General features: G+C 65.7%; 1 protein-coding gene. It reads left to right on the top strand.

The window, feature by feature from the left end:
* Positions 1-642: type VI secretion system Vgr family protein (locus tag PV762_RS27795; protein WP_421038232.1), on the top strand; the 642-nt coding region annotated here is incomplete at both ends.

The raw sequence follows: 642 nt of genomic DNA, 5'->3' as shown, positions 1-642 counted from the left end.
TCGGACTGCCGGATCTTCCAGGAGCTGTCGGTCCCCGACATCGTCAAGCAGGTCTTCGAGGACCACCCGGTCGCGCGCTACGAGTTCAAGCTGCTGCGTCCGTACCGGACCTGGAACTACTGCGTCCAGTACCGTGAGACCGACTTCAACTTCGTGGCGCGGCTGCTGGAGCACGAAGGCATCTACTGGTACGTGGAGCACGACGAGACCGGCCACAAGGTGGTGCTGTGCGACTCGGCCAGCGGACATGACGCCAAGCCGGGCTGCGAGTCGCTGCCGTTCTACGGCTCGGGCGCGCAGGCCACGCCGGCGCTGGAGTACGTGCAGGCCTGGGGCAGCGCGGAGTGCGTGAAGCCGGGCAAGGTCGTGATCACGGATTACGACTTCCAGCGGCCGTCGACGTCGCTGGAAACGAATCAGAGCGTGGCGCGCAACTACGACCTGTCCGACGGCGAGATCTTCGATTACCCGGGCGGCTACATCCAGACGGGCGATGGCTCGCAGTACGTCGAGGATCGCCTGGACGAGCTGCAGACGCAGTACCAGACCTACGACGGCACGACCAACGCGCAGGGCGTGAGCACGGGGCATCTGCTGTCGCTGTCGCGCCATCCGCGCGAGAGCGAGAACGCGCAGTACCTG

Origin of the sequence: Mitsuaria sp. CC2 (genome assembly GCF_048957715.1) — a bacterium.
Lineage (GTDB): Bacteria > Pseudomonadota > Gammaproteobacteria > Burkholderiales > Burkholderiaceae_C > Roseateles.
The sequence above is the reverse complement of the archived record's forward strand: the minus strand, read 5'-3'. Positions and strand labels throughout refer to the sequence as shown.